Consider the following 15,606-nt stretch of genomic DNA (forward strand, 5'->3'; position numbering starts at 1 on the left):
GTGACCATGGCACGGTTCATCCATCGACAACGCCGTCTTAACCCCGGCGAACAAGGACGAAGCGGATGCGCAGGCTGATCGTGACATTGCTGACCGCCACCATGGTGCTGCCGACCATGGCGGCTGCGCAGGACCGGGGCGAACGCCGCTCCCGCGCGGAGGGCACCGGCGGCCCCGCGGCCGGCCCCGCCACCGGTGAAGCCCGCCAGCGTCCGTGGCGCGACCAGATGCAACCGGCCGGGGGCGGCGCCGACGACGCCCGCCGCCGCTTCGAGCGCACCCGGGATCGGGCGGTGGACCAGCCCCGTCCAGACCAGCCCCGTCCAGAGCAACCCCGCCCCGACCAGACCCGCCCCGATCAACCCCGCCCCGCCCCCCGGCAGGACGATGGTCGCGGCAATGACGGGCGCGGCAATGACGGGCGCTGGAACGCCGGCGCCCGGCCCGACCGCAACGGTGCCGGCTGGTCGCGCGGCGGCGGCGACGATGGCCGCCGCGACGGCATCGGCGGGCGCGATACGGTCGATCCCCGCCGTGACGGCCCCCGCCCGAACGGCGATCCGCGCTGGAATGATCGTCAGGGCAACGATCGTCAGGGCGATGGCCGCTACGACGGTCGCCGCAACGATGCCCCCCGTTACGACGGGCGCCGTTTAGACGGGCGCCGCGATGACGACGGGCGCCGCTGGACCGACTCCCGCGGCGGCAGCGCCTGGTATTCCGATCGGGACAACGGCAATCGCGGCGGCTGGAACCGTGGCTGGCGTAACGACACCCGCTACGACTGGACGCGATACCGCACCGCGAACCGCAACGCCTATCGCCTGCCGCGCTACTATGCGCCCTCCGGCTGGGGCGGCGGCTATCGCCGGTTCGGAATCGGCGCGACGCTGTCGTCGGGGCTGTGGGGCCAGAACTACTGGATCGGGGACCCGTTCGCCTATCGCCTGCCGGAGGCGTACGGCCCCTATCGCTGGGTCCGCTATTTCGGCGATGCGTTGCTGATCGATCTGCGCACCGGCCTCGTCGTAGACAGCGTCTACGATATCTTCTGGTAGGACTTCGCGCGCCGGCCCCTTGCTTTCGGGCCGGCGCGCCCCGAACATACGGGGATCATGAGCCTGTTCTCCCCCCGCAGGAAAGCACCTGCCGCCTCGCCCGTCCGTCAGCGTTTCGGGACGGATGTCGCCGCCCGGCTCGATGCCGATCCCATGGTCGAACGCGCTGCGATCCCGGCGGCGCAGGTCTATTACCGTCCCGATTTCCTCGATGCGGCCACCTGCGCGCGGCTGATCGACACGATCGACACCAATCGCCGGCCCTCGACGCTGTTGTCGGACCGCAACGACCAGAATTTCCGCACCTCGGACAGTTGCGACATGGATCGCTGGTCGGCGGACATCCAGCCGATCGACACGGGCATCGCCGACCTGCTCGGCATCGATCCGGCGCACGGCGAAACGATGCAGGGGCAGCGTTACGCCCCCGGCCAGCATTTCCGCGCGCACCACGATTATTTCCACGAAAGCGAAAGCTACTGGCCGCGCATGGTCAAGGAGGGCGGGCAGCGCACCTGGACCGCGATGATCTACCTCAACGACGTGACCGAAGGCGGCGCCACCTGGTTCCCGCAGGCCGGCATCAAGGTCGCGCCCCGTCGCGGGCTGATGCTGATCTGGAACAACATGAACCCCGACGGCACGCCCAACGAACTGACCATCCACGAAGGGATGCCGGTGGTGGAGGGTGTGAAGTACATCGTGACGAAGTGGTTCCGCGAGGGCCGCTGGATCAAATAGCCTGTCCTACAGCCCCGCGATCGTGGCAGGGCGGCCCGATGGCGCGCCGACTTCCGATCCGACTCCCGGTGATGGCCGCTTCCCCGCCCGATCGGCCGTCTCCCCATCGCCCCCGCCCCGGCAACGGCCGGGGTCCAGCCGGGTATTTCTCCGCATGACTGACCGTGACTTTCCGATCGGGGCATCGAACGCCGCCAGATCCGTGCGCCGCGCGACACCGACGCCCGCCGGCGTCGTCTTCGTCAGGAAAACGGGCATATTTTACAGCGACTTCGCCGTCACCGCGATAGACGACCGATCATGCCATGGCGCGACACCGCCCCACCGCCGGGCGTTCCCGCGCACCCCTGTAGGATGCGACGTTCGTGACTTTCCGATTCCCCTCGCACCCTGCCGGACCCCCACCGCATGACCGTTCTCGGCGTCACCCGTTCGATCCTCGGCCAGCCCTGGCGATGGCGCTCGCTGTCCGCCGATGCGCGTGACGGGACGCTGGGCGAAGACGGCCTGCTGATCCAGTTGCTGCTGTCGCGCGGCTGCCCCCCCGACGAGATCGAGGCGCATCGCACCCCCTCGATCCGGGGCTTCATGCCCGATCCCTCGATCTTCCGCGACATGGACCGCGCCGCCGCCCGCCTCGCCGATGCGGTGCAGGCCGGCGAACAGGTCGCGATCTTCGGCGATTACGATGTCGATGGCGCCACCTCGACCGCGCTGATGGTCCGTGTCCTCGCCGATCTCGGTCTGGCCGCCCGCCCCTACATCCCCGATCGCTTGCTCGAAGGCTATGGCCCCACCTGCGCGGCGCTGTGCCGGCTGGCGGCGGAGGGGGCGACGCTGATCGTCACCGTCGATTGCGGCGCGCAGGCGTTCGACGCGCTCGATGCCGCGCGCGACGCCGGGGTGGAGGTGGTCGTGGTCGATCACCACAAATGCGCCACCGCGCTGCCCCACGCGCACGCGCTGGTGAACCCCAACCGCCTCGACGAGGCGGCGGAGGCCGCCGCGCACGGCCATCTCGCCGCGGTCGGCATGTGCTTCCTGCTTGCCGCCGCGCTGGTCCGCACGCTGGAGGCACGCGGGTACTTCGCCGATCGGGCGAAGCCGAAGCTGCTCGACCTGCTTGATCTCGTCGCGCTCGGCACCGTCGCCGATGTCGCCCAGTTGCGCGGCCTCAACCGCGCCTTCGTGACGCAGGGGCTGAAGGTGATGGCCGGCCGCCGCAACATCGGCCTGTCCGCCCTGATCGAGGCATCGCGCCTCACCCGCGCGCCCACTGCGCAGGATCTCGGCTTCGCGCTCGGCCCCCGGATCAATGCCGGTGGCCGGGTCGGGCAGGCCGATCTCGGCGTCCGCCTGCTCACCACCGCCGACCCGGACGAGGCCCGTGCCCTCGCCGCCGATCTCGACCGCCTGAACGAGGATCGCCGCGCGATCGAGACGGCGGTGCAGATCGAGGCGGATACCCGCATCGACCTCGCCGCCAGTGTCGCGGTCGTGTCCGGCCATGGCTGGCACCCCGGCGTGATCGGGATCGTCGCCGGCCGGCTCAAGGAACGGCTCGGCCGCCCCGTCGTCGTCGTCGCGATCGACGAACACGGGCTGGGCAAGGGCTCGGGCCGTTCCATCACCGGCGTCGATCTCGGCGCCGCGATCCTCGCGGCGAAGGAGCATGGCCACCTGATCGCCGGCGGCGGCCACGCCATGGCCGCCGGGCTGACCGTGGCGGAGGCGAGCCTCCCCGCGCTCGCCGCCTTCCTCGACGAACGCCTCGCCGCCACCGTCGCCACCGCGCGCGAGGACCGGGCGCTGCTGGTCGATGCGGTGCTGGCCCCCGGCGGCATCACCCCCGCGCTGGTCGATTCGCTGGAGGTCGGCGGCCCCTACGGCGCCGGCTGGCCGCACCCCCGCGTCGCGGCGGGGCCGTTCCGCCTCATCAAGGTCGATATCGTCGGCAACGGCCATGTCCGCGCGATCGCGGCGGGCGACGATGGCGGCCGGATCAAGGCGATGGCGTTCCGCGCCGCCGACACGCCGCTCGGCCAGGCGCTGCTCGCCTGCCCGCCCCACCGGCGCCTCTGGCTCGCCGGCCGCGCCCGCCGCGACGACTGGGGCAGCCGCCCCGCCGCCGAACTCCACCTCGACGACGCCGCCTGGGCCGATTGATGACGCGACCGACCACACAAAGGATTGACGCCCCGCCGATCCTCCCCTAACGGCACGCAACGCCATGACGGCCCCTTCGTCTAGCGGTTAGGACGCGGCCCTTTCACGGCTGAAGCACGGGTTCGATTCCCGTAGGGGTCACCACGCCAGCAACTTCAACGACTTAGCTGGAATGAAGACGCGATTGTCTCACACTTTTGTCTCACATAAAATTGGCGTCTCGACGGCATAAAGCCAATCAAACGATGCATGCCCTCGAATCTCCAACAGCTTTACGGACGGCTTCCTACGTCACGTAAGACCCTGTGGCGGAAGGGATCACCTAGTCCGGTCAAGCACCCAATACGCCCATCCAAAGTCCGTTTTGGCCCTTTTAATTCTGTACGCTTTTTCGTTTCGAGTACGCTATCGTGGCTGCTCGTCGGTTGCGAATATGATGCGGATGACCGCGTGTAGGCCTTGATGCCGGTCGGACGCGTTCGTGTGCAGGCGTTTAAGAGGAAGTGAATGTTCGAATGAGCGCCAACGAACACAACGTCATCGAAATCGATATTGCTACGCGTATCATCGCGGATGACGAGGACATGTACGTCATTCGGCCCGGCGCGTCGTTTTCCCTTTACGACGACTTTCAGCGCGAGGACGCTATCTTCCTCGATTTCCCGGACCTACCGCTATCGCTTGAAAAGAAGCCGAAGGCGACCGTAGCCTTACGAGAGATCGTGGCTCGATCGATTGAGATACGCGATTGGCGCCTTGGAAAGCGATCCAGCGAGCCATCGCGTGATCAGGCAGACTACAAAGGCAAGGCGTCGAACCGTCGCATCGGGGCATATGTAGGCGCAATCCAGCGGCTCTACTATGATCTACCAATAGGTGCCGTCCTTATTATACCAAGCAAGACGTACATTGGCGACGTTCTTTTTGCTGAAATATCGGGGCCAGTCGAGCGCCGGAAAGCTGTGCGCGCCTATCCCGGCGAGGATATGATGGTTCGTCCGGTTCGCTGGCTTGGCAGGAAGCAGAAGGCATCTTTAAGCCCTGCCCTTCGGGGAGCCGTTGGTCGGCCTACGCCCGTTATGCAGATTGAGAGAAGCCTACGCGAAGAAGTAGCCAAGGCCGCATTCAAACAATTTGTTTTCCAAGGTATCAATAGCACTAAGGTTTTTACGACTTCACAAGACTTTAGCACACTTGATGATTTCAATATTCAATTATTTAATAATTATGTTGCTGGACTTCTTGCCGCAGAAGAAGCTAGTGTTCAGCCTGGGGCAGAGCTTCACATTCAACAGGCGCTCGCCTTCCTCCGCGAGCGGCGCGACTTGGTGCCAGAACTCGACCAAAGCATATCTTCACCCGGTTTTCAGCGGATATATAACGACCACATTGCGCCGCTTGTGATTGGCGCCTTGATGACGGCAGCGCTTTCAGGGGCGGCGTTCGCTCAAACCACAGAGATTCGTGTTCGTAACTCTGCTATGCTGAAAAAAGACCCTTGCGCCGTTCAGGTTGAAGAGCGCGCTCGCAATTCTATGCGCTTGGCACATTTCGATGAATTCAAGGAAATGTGTGAGGCTCTAAAAGAGACGAAGAAAGAAACCGGACTTAATACATCGATGCACGCATCCACCCATAAGGGTGGGAAGAAGTGAGCAGCACGACGATGGCTACCACTCCACCGCCAACGACTTCGAAGCTTTCGAGCTTTGACCGTATAATAATGGTCGGCGGATTCGTTTTAACAACGGTATTTACAAGCTATTTTGGATTTGTTGCACAGGATCGTTCGGCCGAGTGTCAGGCTATACGCACTCAACGACTTGCAGACGTAGAGCGTTTCCGTACCGTCGCGGCAGACTTTGAACCTCTTGTTGATGACTACATGGGGAAGGCTTTGCATGGACACAATGCCGATGCGTCGAAAAAAGCCGTTCTTCTTAATTTGCGACAGCAGCGCACAAGATTAGCTTACGTTACACCCTACTTGAACATCGATGGTAAAGAGACGGCTAAACGGTTCGATGATGCTGTGGTCAACTTTGTAGTGGAAGCGGAAAAAAATCCGACTGGCACGAAATTAGGACCGCTATATCAAGAACTAGAATATATATTTGATAACAGTCAAAGCCTAATTACGGCTTCCAACAGAGCAACCGGCATGGACAATATTCAGGTGACAACAGGTCGCTTCTGGAAGCGCACATTGACCTGTTCCGAAAGCTAAGCACTTTCTTCGGGTGTGTGAAGTGCTGTCTTACGCGCGGATGCCGAAAGCATTGAATAGCGATAAGTCATCATGATACAGGGGCGCTTGTAGCTCCCTTATCGAGCTACCCGCGCTCGATGACCCGCTTGATCTGTGAAGCGCTCCACGCCCCGCCACGCGGCGCTGTAATGCCTTTCGGGTGGGGCAACAGCCCTCGTCCGAAAGAAAGTTAGAAGTGGTCCATACGGCGGGTGCAGCCCAACGAAAGTTGTAACATGCGAGCCACCCACCAAGCCTCAACACGGTCGGGTTCAAAAGATAGGACTCCACAATAACAAGCTAGGCGCTTAATAAGAGTCTATCTTTTGAGCGACTCGGAGCCTGTATGTCCCGTATCCTTTACGTCCGCTGTTCGACTTCGGACCAAAGCGTGGAGTCACAACGTCAGGCGCTTGGCGGCACCTTTGAAAGGGAGTTTGCCGATGAAGGCGTATCGGGGGCTGTGCTTGCCGCCGACCGACCGGGGTTCGCTGCGCTGTTGAACTTTGTACGTGAAGGCGACACCGTTTGCATCTACGCCATTGATCGCCTTGGTCGCGATGCCCTCGATATCCAGACCACCATCCGTCGCCTGATAGACAAGGGCGTTACGGTGGACGTGCGGGGGCTTGGTCCCATCGCCAAGGGCGTCGGGGAATTGATCGTAGCGGTACTGGCACAGGTAGCGGAAATGGAACGCCAGCGGATCAGGGACCGGTGCGATGCCGGTCGTACCGCTGCAAAGGCTGCCCTAGCTGCAACAGGTAGGACGCACCGGGGTAAGGCAAGCCTTGGAAGGCCGATGGCGGCGGATCGCGTTGAAGTTCAAGCTTGGCGCAAAGAGAACACGGCGAGCATCGCACAGACAGCTTCGCGGTTCGGACTCTCGTTGGCCACGGTGAAGCGGTACTGTGCTACTGCATGATGGCAACGACGGTATCACAAGCGGCTTCCCGATCAATTGTGGGTCGGTTAGTAGCCTCTTTCGCCTATTAGTTCGGCTCCACCGTCTACGACGCCTTGGTGTTCGACCGAAGGGCTATCGAGGGGTTCGGGGTTAGTGCGCTAGGGTATGGCGTTCTTGCGCCTGTAGCGTTGGCGTCACTGGTACCGGAGCCATCCTCTTGGCTTCTTATGATCGCGGGCTTCGGGATGGTTGGCGCTACCGCTCGCTACCGTCGTCGTGCTACAAAGATCGCCTACGCTTGAACTCCCATGCTTTAGCGTAGGTGGTGGGGTCGCTAGCCAGAGGTTAGCGGCCCTTCATGCTTTAAGCGGAACCTCTTTCGTGCCGAGGCTTTGGTTCGAGGACCGCTTAAGGGGATGGGAATGGCACAGAAGCCCACTACCGCCGCAAAGCCGAATGACGGGGACATAGCTCGTTCCTTGACACCGCGAGAGCTACGATACGCATCTGCCGTGTTCGGTAGCGCCATCGACTACAAGCGCACTAAAGTACACAATACCCCGGCTTATTTCTTTCAGCCAAACGGAACAGCCATCGCCCCGAATGGCGAGGTTTATTTCAACAAGTCAGACTACCTTGCTGACTTCGGCGTGAACGTTAGCCAGATGGCATGGTTAATCCACGAATTAACCCATGTATGGCAGCACCAACAAGGTATGTGGGTGCGGGCAAGAGCCTTAGCTAATCGAACCTATGACTATGGCGATCTGTCAGGTGCCAAACGAAGCTTAATCTCGTTCGGGGTTGAGCAACAGGCTTCTATCGTTGCCGACTATTTTCGCATCTATCATGGCATGAAGCCTACCCGTGGTTCCGGGGCTATAGCTGATTACATTGCCACCATCCCGTTCATACAGGGAAGTCGAACATGAAGACGTTTGTGGTCGCGTTGATCCAGAGCGCCTTGACTGCCGCGTATTGGTGGTTGGTGACGACGGTATCCTACGGCTTCTTTGGCGGAAGCCGGAACCCGTCATTGCCACCCCCCGACGAAGGCACGGTGATGGCACAGACCATCGGCACCATCGTCCTAGCTGTCGTCGTGTATGCGTTGATCCTGATTGGGTGGAAGCGGATCGCCGGTCGGTCTGGTCGATAACCGGCATGTAAGGGCAGAGGCGACTGCCAAGCCTTTTGTTGTTCGATCAAGCGCGACGGATCACACCCCTTGCTTTTCGTTCCTATTATGTTCCAAAAGGACGTGTAGGAGGAAAGTTATGGGTATCATCACCGTTGAGCGGATCGCGGAGCTAATCGAGGAAGCGCCGGGTTGGGCCTTGGTCGCCCTTACGATGCCGCAAGAGGGGCTAAGAGAGGCGGCGCGCCACGAAGTGGCATCATACGTCTACAACAGCCTCTACGCGCTTCCAGTAGACGGTGGCGAACAGCTTCCACTCCCGCTGTGACCTATGGGAAGCAACCAGCGCTTCCGTAGCCTCTACGACTTCTGCCGGGACCGGACGAACTTGCATTTGGAATGCCGCAACCGGCGGTGTCGTCATACGGCAATCCTTAGCAGCGGACAGGTCTGGCGATGGGGATCGATCTGGCGCTGGTCGATGGCGCTAGACGGCAACGTGATGGATCACTTTCGCTGTCACAAGTGCGGGGCAAGAAACCCGACCCCCCGACCAACCGAACAGGGCGTCACGCATATGAAATTCTTCCCCGAAGGCGAAGGGGAATGGAAGCGGGTCATCGGCAAGATACGGGGATAGCGACTGCCCCCGTTCGGTTCCGGTTCAAGTGCTTGCGGTTTAAGTCCGGTTCGGTAATGGTTACGGCATAGGGCAACAACGACTGCATTTACCAAGCAGCGGGGAGAGGGTGGCGCAGCCAGCATGGGTATCACGATCTTTACGCCCGCGCCGTTGCCCGAAAATGACCGCACTAGGAGCTTAGCTGCCGAGCAGTCTGGCTTGTTGGATCGGGTTAATGAGCCACTATTATGTGACTTCACGAAAGAAGGTCGCCGCGTTTTTAATGCGCGTTGGTGTGGCTTAATATTAATGATAGATCAGATTCAACACGTTATAGCTTCTTCCAACGGGCTAGCAGGGCTGTACCGTCGATCTACTACGCTTAGCAGTTACGTAATCTATGACCCCGGCACAGTCTTTATTGTGCTTAACGCGGTCAGCGACGATAGATTCGCCGGTAACCCTTTTGTAGATAATGGCCTTATTGGATTCTACGCCGGTGCTGCCGTGTTAGATAAGGCAGGATTGGCTATTGGTGCGCTATGTGTCAGCGATTCCACGCCGCGTTCGTCTTTTAGTGAGTACGAAGCCGGGCTTTTGTGTGGGTTCGCTGATCGGGTGACCGGAATGCTTACCTAAGGTGGGCTGCCAATCGTTGAACCTGTAAAAGGTTATATGTGCGTTTGAGTTGCTGCCGCCATTTCTTTGAGGAATCGTATCCATTTGTCGGCCAGTTGATCGGTCAATGCCTTATCTTCTAAATCTCGTTCAATCAGGGGCCTAAGATGGTCCCCTGTAAAGGCATCGGGCCCGGAGAATGCTAGGCTCCAATCTTGGAACGTTCTGTCTATGGTTGGCGCTATTCTAATCACATCAACATTACAGTGACGGTCATCACATAGTATTTTCGACACAAGATCGCTTATGGCTTGCGGCGGACCTTCGATATATTGCGAGAAGTGCGTCTCTGTGAACGCTAAAGCACCTGTTATCCCGACGCGCCTATTCCATGACACAGACCATCTAACAAGGTCACCAACCAGATAAGCTTTATTCGGAAAGTCTATATTACTACGACTTACATAAAGTACGCTTTGTAGTTCCACGCAACCGTTCCATAAAAACGACAGTGTTTATGTCATATCTGGTCGGACAATCATCGGATATCACATAGGTTAGGACACCATGACCGGCCCCGGTCGCCGTTGAATCATGGAACCACAGCGCGTCGCCTCAATCCCCCCGTAGATGGCCTTACAAGGCCGAAGGCGTCATTGGGCTAGTGGAACTAGCCCAACCATCGCTATAGGGCGCTACGAGGCTTATGCGCGGCTTACAGCCATAACCTGCTATCTAACGCCACGACATATCAAAGAGCTACACAACGAGCCATCTCGCTAGATGAATACTACCCGGCGATAGGGAGCCATGCCGGGTCATTGTTGTGGTGATTGCAGCTCGGAAGTCGGAAGTCCTAGGTCGAATGGAAGGGCGTTTTCTGTGTCCATGCAGCCACTAGCTATCGGTTCATAGTAGGCTCACACTAAGCACGGCCCCAAGATATCTTCTGTCCTTTCCACTCAAAGCCCTGTTGCCGTAGCAATTCTGCCGTACTCTTTAACAGGTTGCTTAGACCACTTGTCGATAAGCCAAGCGCTTTGCTAACGTCTTGCTTGCGAGCCTCGCCAAAGCCGCTAGACTTCAAACCTACCAGATGATTGATAAGCTGTTCAGGACGGCCCGCCAGCGGCTTTTCAACCGGCATCCACGGCACAACCACCCCATTGGGGAACACGTCCTGTACAAGCTTTATAGGCTTATCCTTAGCAGCGGTAATTACATAAACGTTGCACTCCCCCGCCACCCCGTCTCGGACGTTGCGAAGGTTCGCCCGCCCCGCTGCTTGCATGACGTTCTCTTTCAGTAACCCGCCCCCAAGCTCGTTCCAGTCACCATCTTCCATCTGGTCGCCCGCTAAACCCGTCATCGCCATATATTCCGCGACGACAGCACTGGTAGGCTTATGCCACACCCCGATCAGGATGACGTTGCGTGTCTCCCGGTGTTCATTGGTTCCGTGATGGTTTCCCCAGTGGATGAAATCCACCCGGCTAGGGTCGTCCAATGCCTTTCTGATTTCATCTAGAAGGTCGTAGCCGTCTTCATCCCGCGCCTTGGGGTGGACGATTAGGAAGCGCTCGTTGCTGGTAGCGGCAATACCGTCCACAACCCGATCCCGGACGACTTTGCCGCGTAGGCTACTACGTGACGCGCCTTGTTCCCAACAATGCACCCTGACATTCCGGTAATCGCTCTGGATCGTGCCAAGGCGTTGGGTATCGCCGACAATCGCCTGTCGATGACCGTAGCCCGTTGTAACCCGTGCAGCGGCATCGAAGATGAACATAGGGGCCATATCCGCCGGAAAAGGACAACTGGACCCGCACAGCACCTTACCGGATTGATTGCTAGTCACGACGCGAACCACAGCCCCCGCCAGTTCCGCCAGCGCCTTGACCGTATCCCGATGCCTATCGGGGGCGTTATAGGGTAGCTTGAAGTCCTTGAAGCCAGCCGGAACCGTAAGGATGACGGTATCGTCCCGGTAAGCTTCCTGTCCAAGCGTATCGATAAGGCTGCATAGCCCCTCGTTTTTCATCCGGTATTGAATGGGAAGGGCCAATACGTCGTCCAGCTTAACAGTTACAGGCTTACCCCCTAGCCACCGTTCATCCCACAACCGAAGTTTACGGGGCATACCCCTGTAGTGAAGCTTAGACATATCCGCGAAGGTAAGGGATGGCTTGTCACCATTCTTATCCCAATACGCTTGTAGCTTCTGTTGGGTTACAAACAGGACCGGTGCTTCATTGATATTAAGGTTCCCAAGTCCCATAGCATTAAGGTCATTATTACCGGTGTAGACGGCGTAATCATCCTCTTCTAAACCGGAACCGGTAATAAAGTTTCGAATCTCGTCGTGTCTAGACAGGAATACAACAATTCCTCCGGTAGATAGAAGTCCTCTATCTTTAAGGAACCGGAGCAAGGTAATGATGAATAGTGACTTGCCCCGGCCTACATCGAAACTAATAACCTTATTGTAACCGGATAAGCCAGTAAAAAGGGTTGATAAAATCTGCTTGCATAGGAAAGTAATAACAGGCTCATTAGATTCTGTTGAAGGCTCCAAGCCTAAACTTCCAAAAAAAGCATTCTTAAGCTGATAAGGTAGTACAATTGACATTTAATATAGTTCTTTCTGATAAAACTTCATATAACTTATTACTATTATAGTAATTAGTGAACTTTCAAACATTAGGCTTCGTATTTGTTATAAGTTTAGTCTAATTAAGGTAAGTTTAAGTCATGGCTGCTAAATTTCTTAATCAAACGGCGTTTTCAGTTAATTTTTCCTCCCTTTAAACTTTCCGGGATTCTCTTGCGGAAGGGGCTCGCCCTGTAAAAACATTCATTCCGATTACGTGGAAAGACTGGTGGATCAGAATTATTGCCCACGAAAAACTATGCTCACACCCCGACTATCCGAAGGCGCCCCGGTTGGGGCAATCTTCGCCCTGTCGCTGGAAATGGGCCGATAGCTTTCCAGTTCGGAAGACGGGCACAAGCCGGCACAGACCCCTTAAGCGGTGTCTCGCCGCTATTCCTGCCAGCAAGCCAAAACTACGATGTCGAGGCTTCTACGGTCAAATGTCAGCATTGTCCGGTAACTGGATAAGCGAGCTAATGGACATCACTGATGTTTATGGTATCTCCTATCAATGGTGGAGACAGCATCGTAGATCGGGGCCGGGGGATCGCAATGGCTTGTAGGATGGCAGTGCTAGAGAAAAATTTGTCATTACTAGCGCGGGAACAGGCGATGTTATCCGCGATGCGAGATTACTAGAGTCACGGCACCGATTTCTAGGGTCGGCTAAGCAATCGTAATGGGGCGTTGGGCTGGTCTTAACCGAGCCGCGAGCGATCCAAGCGGCGATGTGACACTCCTAGGGGCGTCGTGAACGGACCTAGCCATACAATGGCATTCGTTATTCCGGTGAACGCGTGACCGGTGATCGGCGGGCATAAGCGCTACGGTCACGGGGTCGGCAGGAATACCAAGGGGCCGGAAGCGGGGTAGCTAGGAGCTATGTCCAATACCCCGCATATGCCCCGTAGAAGCCCGTACAGAGCCTTGCTGGCCTTTTGGGTATGTGGCCTGCCGCTACCTACAAACAGCCTGTAATCGCATTACAGACGGCATGGCATTGGAAGGGCTTTTAGAATGACAGGTTATAACTTCCCGGCACAGTGCAGAGCATTACACAAGTCCTTCGTATTGGGATGACGACGGGATCATAGCCAACGGGCGATAGGCGGCAATGGCTTGTACAAAACCAATTTAGATGATCGATATAGTTAGCTTAATAGTGTCTACCGTTACTCTTCTAGTTCCATTAGTTAGCCGCCACTGTTAGCGAACTTTTATAAATTGGCGTTTATTATACTTACGAATGATGGGGATGACGTCGTCCGGTGGGGGTGGTAGCGATCTAGGACGGGGGGGAGGGCAACAGGTGGCGGGATAGGGTCCGCCACCCTATCAATTATGGAGCTTTCGGAAGAACAATGTCTTTGTAGTTACAGCCGTGTACATCGGGGTAGGTTTCCTCGATCGACATTTGGCTAAGGTATCTTTTGTCTAGTTCGTTCGGAGAGTGAGCTATGACCTTGTTCAATGTCATAAACGGCACTTTGTGCTTACCGAGCATCATTTTAAATGCCCCACGGAAGCTGTGGAATGTAGTTTCGAGTCGAGCATTCTCATTACGCTTATCACCGAGTGCCGTTGCAGCAACGTTCCGGTTAAAGGCTCGAATGATCTTAGCATTAGACCAAGCGGGATCGTCTGCATCCTTTGCCGCGAGAGAAGCGCTAACGGTCCAGTCTGGAAACAGCCTTTCATGACCACCCTTAGCGATCCGCCGCACGTAATCATCAAAGCCTGTGGCGATCAGAGCATCCAGAATGGGTACTTCTCTCATATGGCCACTTTTAACGCCTCTGTACTTGTTCGGCCTTACGATGAAGTGTGGATACCGATCGTCAAGCCGGACTTCCGATAGTGTCAAACCAGCAAGTTCACCGGCTCGACAACCTGTGTAGAGAGCGACAATTGGCACCCAAAACTCTGCCCCCCGAAGACGGTGTGATCCCGGCTTGTACGGTTCGCTCGCCGACTTGCAACCAGTAAACCAAGGATGCTCGAAGAGCCTGTTAATCTCTTCGACGTAAAACCGGCGCTTTTCTGGCATGATAGAAGGGTCAACCTTTTTGGCGAGGGCCGATACCTTGACACCAGCGAAATGGTTAGGACCTTCGAAATGCACTGTATCCTTTAGGTGGTTTACCGCCGATCCAAGCATCGTAATCCGCTTTTTGATGCTCTGTGCTGATATCGGGCGGAAGATACTGCCGGGGGTTTTGCCACCTACGGTCATATTGGCAACATGCTCTACAAAATTAAAAACATCGGGGCGAGTGATGCTGGCTAAGTCCTTACGACCCACAACGCTTTCGAATTGGCGCAGCGCTAACCGGGTTTCGGAAGCCAACTTTCTGGACGTGTCGCGGGCAGTAAGATAACGCTCTACAACGTCGGCGAGCATCAATGCCTTAGGCGCTTCCGCCGCTACCTTGGCGTTACCAAGCCGGGGAGCCGCCTTGCCCTCTGATAGGTCGGAAATTCGACTGTAGCCCCGTTCGATGCCAGCGCGGATCGCGCCAACGATGGCTCCACGTTCCAAGCTACCTTCCGGGGCATTTAATCCCTGTTCGGTGATGACGAACCCGGCTTCGGCTTGCGGGCCAAGGGATAGGGCATCACCGTCATCGCCATAGCAACGTAGAGACGCGGCAATTCCCTCTGCGTCCCGCTCCAACTCGTATTCCATGCGGGCGTATTCGGCAGCGGCGCGACCGTCTACGTTCCGCCGTAAGTTCAGCCGTTCGAAAGGCTGTGCGGTCACGTCCGCGTAGCGATTAACAATGGCGGCAAGGTCCGCATTGGTAACCGCGCGTGTCGCCACCGGGTGAACGGGTATGGGCTTCGGCTCCCCCCGAACCGGCTTACCGCCAGCAATCAGGCGTTCAAACTCGCTATGGGCTACCTTGGCGGCAGCGAACATTTCGCCCTCGTCCTTCGTACCCAACGAGCAACGAAACAGTGCCTTTGACCCGAATAGCTCCGCGAACCGGCGTGGGTCCGAGCGGATGCGGGTCGGCACCCTGCGTTCGTATTGGAACACGCCATCGCGCTTCCTGACGTGCTTTACCGTGGCAGCCAAATTTTCCTCCGTGAGGGTGCAGTCTCACACCTTTGTCTCACAGAGGATGCCAGAAAACCGTGCAATCACAACGGCTAGTACCTTTTCAGAGGCTTACTTGTAGCCTGCACTTCTTCCCGTAGGGGTCACCACATCAGCGATTTCAATGACTTAGCTGGTGCGGGAGCAGTATGGTTCCGCCCATGTCGATGGGCCTTCGCAGCCCCCTGAAACCGGTCGACCGGTTCATTCGCGCGGATCGGTGACGCGCTATCTTCACGGCCCCACATGATGCAGCACGGCAGCCATCGGCCTCGCTGGCGTTCGTAAATGAAGCCCGCCCCCGCCGCTCGTTGCTTCGCTGATGCGTTCGCCGCCGCCATCGGACGTGATCGTC

14 protein-coding genes and 1 tRNA gene are annotated in these 15,606 nt (G+C 57.8%); 12 read left to right on the forward strand and 3 right to left on the reverse strand.

Annotated elements, in window-relative coordinates; all coding sequences use genetic code 11:
* Nucleotides 1–65 precede the first annotated feature (65 nt).
* The 12 genes from IFT82_RS17545 (at nucleotide 66) to IFT82_RS17600 (ending at nucleotide 9,519) form a co-directional block, all read left to right on the forward strand.
* Nucleotides 66–1,058, forward strand: coding sequence for an RcnB family protein (locus tag IFT82_RS17545; RefSeq protein ID WP_244646912.1), 993 nt, complete (start codon nucleotides 66–68; stop codon nucleotides 1,056–1,058).
* A gap of 57 nt (nucleotides 1,059–1,115) precedes the next feature.
* Nucleotides 1,116–1,799: a prolyl hydroxylase family protein gene (locus tag IFT82_RS17550; RefSeq protein WP_192129267.1), complete on the forward strand. Its 684-nt coding sequence runs from the start codon at nucleotides 1,116–1,118 to the stop codon at nucleotides 1,797–1,799.
* Nucleotides 1,800–2,207: 408 nt separating this feature from the next.
* Complete coding sequence (recJ, locus tag IFT82_RS17555; protein WP_192129270.1) at nucleotides 2,208–3,965, forward strand: single-stranded-DNA-specific exonuclease RecJ; 1,758 nt, start codon at nucleotides 2,208–2,210, stop codon at nucleotides 3,963–3,965.
* A gap of 69 nt (nucleotides 3,966–4,034) precedes the next feature.
* Nucleotides 4,035–4,109 (forward strand) — tRNA-Glu (locus IFT82_RS17560).
* A 371-nt stretch (nucleotides 4,110–4,480) separates the two neighbouring features.
* Nucleotides 4,481–5,620: a hypothetical protein gene (locus IFT82_RS17565; protein WP_192129272.1), complete on the forward strand. Its 1,140-nt coding sequence runs from the start codon at nucleotides 4,481–4,483 to the stop codon at nucleotides 5,618–5,620.
* Nucleotides 5,617–6,192 (forward strand): hypothetical protein, encoded by a 576-nt coding sequence (locus IFT82_RS17570; protein WP_192129274.1) that lies wholly within the window; start codon nucleotides 5,617–5,619, stop codon nucleotides 6,190–6,192. Before IFT82_RS17565 ends, IFT82_RS17570 begins: the two co-directional genes overlap by 4 nt.
* A gap of 367 nt (nucleotides 6,193–6,559) precedes the next feature.
* Nucleotides 6,560–7,138, forward strand: a complete 579-nt coding sequence (locus IFT82_RS17575; protein ID WP_192129276.1) for a recombinase family protein — start codon at nucleotides 6,560–6,562, stop codon at nucleotides 7,136–7,138.
* Between the two features lie 98 nt (nucleotides 7,139–7,236).
* The gene (locus tag IFT82_RS21375; RefSeq protein ID WP_342355147.1) at nucleotides 7,237–7,422 is read left to right on the forward strand and encodes a PEPxxWA-CTERM sorting domain-containing protein; all 186 of its coding nucleotides are present in this window, start codon (nucleotides 7,237–7,239) and stop codon (nucleotides 7,420–7,422) included.
* A gap of 120 nt (nucleotides 7,423–7,542) precedes the next feature.
* Nucleotides 7,543–8,052, forward strand: a complete 510-nt coding sequence (locus tag IFT82_RS17585) for a type IV secretion protein Rhs (protein ID WP_192129280.1) — start codon at nucleotides 7,543–7,545, stop codon at nucleotides 8,050–8,052.
* Nucleotides 8,049–8,279 carry a hypothetical protein gene (locus tag IFT82_RS17590; RefSeq protein WP_192129282.1) on the forward strand — a complete coding sequence of 77 codons (231 nt, stop codon included), beginning with the start codon at nucleotides 8,049–8,051 and terminating at the stop codon, nucleotides 8,277–8,279. Before IFT82_RS17585 ends, IFT82_RS17590 begins: the two co-directional genes overlap by 4 nt.
* 118 nt (nucleotides 8,280–8,397) lie before the next feature.
* Nucleotides 8,398–8,586, forward strand: a complete 189-nt coding sequence (locus IFT82_RS17595) for a DUF6771 family protein (RefSeq protein ID WP_192129284.1) — start codon at nucleotides 8,398–8,400, stop codon at nucleotides 8,584–8,586.
* Nucleotides 8,587–9,021: 435 nt separating this feature from the next.
* The gene (locus tag IFT82_RS17600; RefSeq protein ID WP_192129286.1) at nucleotides 9,022–9,519 is read left to right on the forward strand and encodes a GAF domain-containing protein; all 498 of its coding nucleotides are present in this window, start codon (nucleotides 9,022–9,024) and stop codon (nucleotides 9,517–9,519) included.
* Nucleotides 9,520–9,551: 32 nt separating this feature from the next.
* Here the strand turns inward: IFT82_RS17600 and IFT82_RS21540 are convergent, their stop codons facing one another.
* From IFT82_RS21540 to IFT82_RS17615, 3 genes are all read right to left on the reverse strand, one after another.
* Nucleotides 9,552–9,986, reverse strand: a complete 435-nt coding sequence (locus IFT82_RS21540; RefSeq protein WP_192129288.1) for a BLUF domain-containing protein — start codon at nucleotides 9,984–9,986, stop codon at nucleotides 9,552–9,554.
* A gap of 437 nt (nucleotides 9,987–10,423) precedes the next feature.
* Nucleotides 10,424–12,127 carry a hypothetical protein gene (locus tag IFT82_RS17610; protein ID WP_192129290.1) on the reverse strand — a complete coding sequence of 568 codons (1,704 nt, stop codon included), beginning with the start codon at nucleotides 12,125–12,127 and terminating at the stop codon, nucleotides 10,424–10,426.
* A gap of 1,363 nt (nucleotides 12,128–13,490) precedes the next feature.
* A complete protein-coding gene (locus IFT82_RS17615; protein ID WP_192129292.1) occupies nucleotides 13,491–15,071 on the reverse strand; it encodes a tyrosine-type recombinase/integrase in 1,581 nt (526 codons plus the stop codon).
* Nucleotides 15,072–15,606 lie beyond the last annotated feature (535 nt).

The sequence above is a fragment of the Sphingomonas sp. CFBP 8760 genome (genome assembly GCF_014841615.1).
Lineage (GTDB): Bacteria > Pseudomonadota > Alphaproteobacteria > Sphingomonadales > Sphingomonadaceae > Sphingomonas.